Raw genomic sequence first — 3,060 nt, forward strand, 5'->3', positions numbered from 1 at the left:
GCTGGAGTTTTTTGATTGGGAATTGGGGCGGTCATTGGGCCGCCCTTTTTTGTGGGCAGGCCTGTCCGGTCGACGCGTACGACCGCAAATGGGGCGTTTCCGAAAGAGCAGCTTTGCGTTCCCACCGTCCGCTTTTGGCCCATAGCGTACACATTAACTGGGCATTAAGTAACAGGCGCAACAACCCCCCATTTGACTTGTTTTCTCCCGGCCTACCCCTCTCGCGCAATCAAAATCCCGGTCACCAGCTCCAGGTCATCCGGCTTGTCCACATCAATCGCCGCTTCCGCAATCGGCAAGATAATCGGCTCTGCCCAGAGCCCCATGCGCCGACCCGCCTGCGCCATCGCTTCCTTGAAACCGATCGTCCGGCTGAGCGCCCGCAGCAATAGCCAGGGGCCGAAATGGGCGAAGATTTTCCAGCCTTTCTTGCGGTCTTTCTCGACCGCGGACCAGAATGCGACGGCCGGTTTGGCCGCTTCATTGTGCAAGGCAAAGAGATTGGCCCCGCTATAGGCCCCGCCGCGGAATTTCAGCCAGGTGCGGTGGGCGTCGGGATAAGCGGACAGCATCGTCCGGCGCTCGACCACGGCGACCGCGACATCCTGTCCGGTATGGCTCTGAAAGAAACAATCGAGGATTTCATCGGTCAGCAGCGCGTTGTCTGCGGTGGTCACCAGCACCGGCCATGGCGCGATATCGGTGCCGATAACATGGTGGATGCTGGTTGCGATGCCATCATTGGATTCAACGAAACTGATCCGGTCATTGTTGGCCAGATCACCGGCCACACCCGACTTCAGCGCTTCGGGCGACTGGGCCATGACAACGATCTTGCCGACATAAGGCGACGCGATCAAGGCGCGCGCCACCCGTTCGAGCATCGTCTGGCCATTGATGGGGATCAAAGCCTTGTATGTGACGCTGCAATAGGCGGCCATCGGGTCGCCCTCGGGCCGCTGGCCAGCCAATATGATCGCCGTCCACTGGGGCTGCTGATCCGCTTGCAATTCGGGGTCATGAACAGGGATCACGGAGCATCCTTATGTTTTCCATCGCTTCCTGAGAAGACCGGGAGCACAGAAATCCTGTTAGCCGCAGCGAAGCATTTTGCAAAGCAGGCCTTGGATCCAGCCACCTCCGGATAGCGACCCCGTGGACTTTCGCAAGAAACCTGTCCAAGGACAGGAGATGGCGGATGAGTTCCGCTGATAGCTTGAACGCAACCGAGGTCGGACATCCGATGGAAGATAAATGAAGTCCAATCCATCGATCGATCCCCAGCGCATCGGCTTTTTGTTCAATCATGACGAATTGCATCAGGTCGCCCATACCGCGCCGATTATCTCGGCGTTGCAGCGGCATTCGCCGACCACCCGGGTGGAAGTCATCACATCCAGCGACCGTCAGGCCGAAGCGGTTCGCCAGTTTCTCGATCCCACCTGTCCGACACCGGCCTTCTGGTCGATCCGGCCCCATCGCTGGAGCCGGCTGGCCGAGAAGATGCTCGGGCAGATGGTGCCGCTCAATCGCCTCAGCAGCCTGAGGCGCGCCACCGAATTATTCCGCCATTTCGATGCGCTGGTGGTGCCGGAGACCACGACGACTTTTCTCAAGAAAAACAGCGAGATGGCCAAGCCAAAGCTGATTTTCTTTCCCCATGGCGCCGGCGATCGCTCGATCGGATTCGCGCCGGAAATCCGGCTATTTGACTATGTACTGCTGCCCGGCGAGAAAACCCGCGACCGAATGCTGGATGCCGGGGTCATCCGCCCCGATAATCACCGGATTGTCGGCTATCCCAAGTTCGAAGCCTTTGCCGCCCGGCCGCCGGTCAAGCTGTTCGACAATGACAAACCGACCGTGCTTTACAACCCGCATTTCGATCCCTTGCTCTCGTCCTGGTTCCGCTTCGGCGAGCAGATTCTCGACTATTTCGCCAGCCAGAATGACTATAATCTGATTTTCGCGCCCCATGTCATGCTGTTCCAGCGAAAAATATTGGCCTCGGTCGAGCACCGTTTGCTCCGCTTTCGCCAACGCATCGACCCGCGCTATAACAAGCTCGACTATATCCATATCGACACCGGCAGCACGCGCAGCGTTGACATGACCTATACCGCCGCCTCCGATATCTATCTCGGCGACGTCAGCAGCCAGATTTACGAATTTATCCACAAGCCGCGCCCGGCGATTTTCCTCAATTCCCATGGCGCAGAATGGCAGGGCAATCCCAATTACGAACATTGGACATTTGGGCCGGTGCTCGATGATCTTTCCGGTCTCGGGGCGGCGCTGGACGCAGCCATGCCGCTATCGGACACTTATCGGCAAACCCAGGCGCGGGCCTTTGCTTATTCATTCTCTGTCGTTGAAAACCAATCGCCGGCGCAGCGCGCTGCCGTCGCAATCGTGGAGTTTCTTGATATTCCGCGCTAAAAGTCGACCGCGATGCCCTTGCGCTCCCAGTCGCCATAGCGGGTCGGGCCGTTTTTCGCGGCAATCTCCTCCGCTTTGTCCAGCGGATCGGGCTCCGGTACCGGCTTGTTCGGTGAAAGATGCGCGGGCGCCTTGACATGGGCTGGCCGCTCACCGGCTTTTCTATCGCTTTCGGTCATATTTTGCCTGTCCGATTGTTTGATTCACTCAGCCTCAAACCCTATATTGAGGCTAGGACGAACATAATCAAGCGAGTGCAGGTGATGAATTTCATGAAAACAACCATGTTGCTGGCGGCGCTGACCGCCTTGTTCATGGTGATGGGCTATTCGCTGGGCGGCAGCGGCGGCGCGATCATCGCCCTTGTCGTCGCGGCGGGGATGAACCTGTTCACCTACTGGAACGCCGACAAGATCGTGCTGAAAATGCACAAGGCGGTGGAGGTCGATGCCTCCAGCCACCCCGAATTTTACAATATGGTCAAGAATCTCGCGCAGCGCGCCGGGCTGCCGATGCCGAAAGTCTATATTGTCGACCAGGCCCAGCCCAACGCCTTTGCCACCGGCCGCGATCCCGAACATTCTGCGGTGGCCGCGACCACTGGTCTGCTCAAAATGCTCA

General features: G+C 58.3%; 4 protein-coding genes. 2 read left to right on the forward strand and 2 right to left on the reverse strand.

The window, feature by feature from the left end; genetic code table 11:
* Positions 1-212: 212 nt before the first annotated feature.
* Positions 213-1,034, reverse strand: a complete 822-nt coding sequence (locus WBM93_RS08115) for a nucleotidyltransferase family protein (RefSeq protein ID WP_424430641.1) — start codon at positions 1,032-1,034, stop codon at positions 213-215.
* Between the two features lie 220 nt (positions 1,035-1,254).
* Here WBM93_RS08115 and WBM93_RS08120 point away from each other — a divergent pair, with 220 nt between their 5' ends.
* Positions 1,255-2,439, forward strand: a complete 1,185-nt coding sequence (locus WBM93_RS08120; RefSeq protein WP_424430644.1) for a hypothetical protein — start codon at positions 1,255-1,257, stop codon at positions 2,437-2,439.
* Here WBM93_RS08120 and WBM93_RS08125 read toward each other — a convergent pair.
* Entirely contained in the window at positions 2,436-2,618 is a 183-nt protein-coding gene (locus tag WBM93_RS08125) for a DUF1674 domain-containing protein (protein WP_424430647.1), read from the reverse strand. The genes WBM93_RS08120 and WBM93_RS08125 overlap by 4 nt on opposite strands.
* Before the next feature lie 84 nt (positions 2,619-2,702).
* Here WBM93_RS08125 and WBM93_RS08130 point away from each other — a divergent pair.
* On the forward strand, positions 2,703-3,060 hold a 358-nt coding region (locus tag WBM93_RS08130), incomplete at its 3' end, for a M48 family metalloprotease (RefSeq protein ID WP_424430650.1).

It is taken from the genome of Parasphingorhabdus sp. (assembly GCF_049667325.1).
In the GTDB taxonomy this organism is placed as follows: Bacteria; Pseudomonadota; Alphaproteobacteria; order Sphingomonadales; family Sphingomonadaceae; genus Parasphingorhabdus.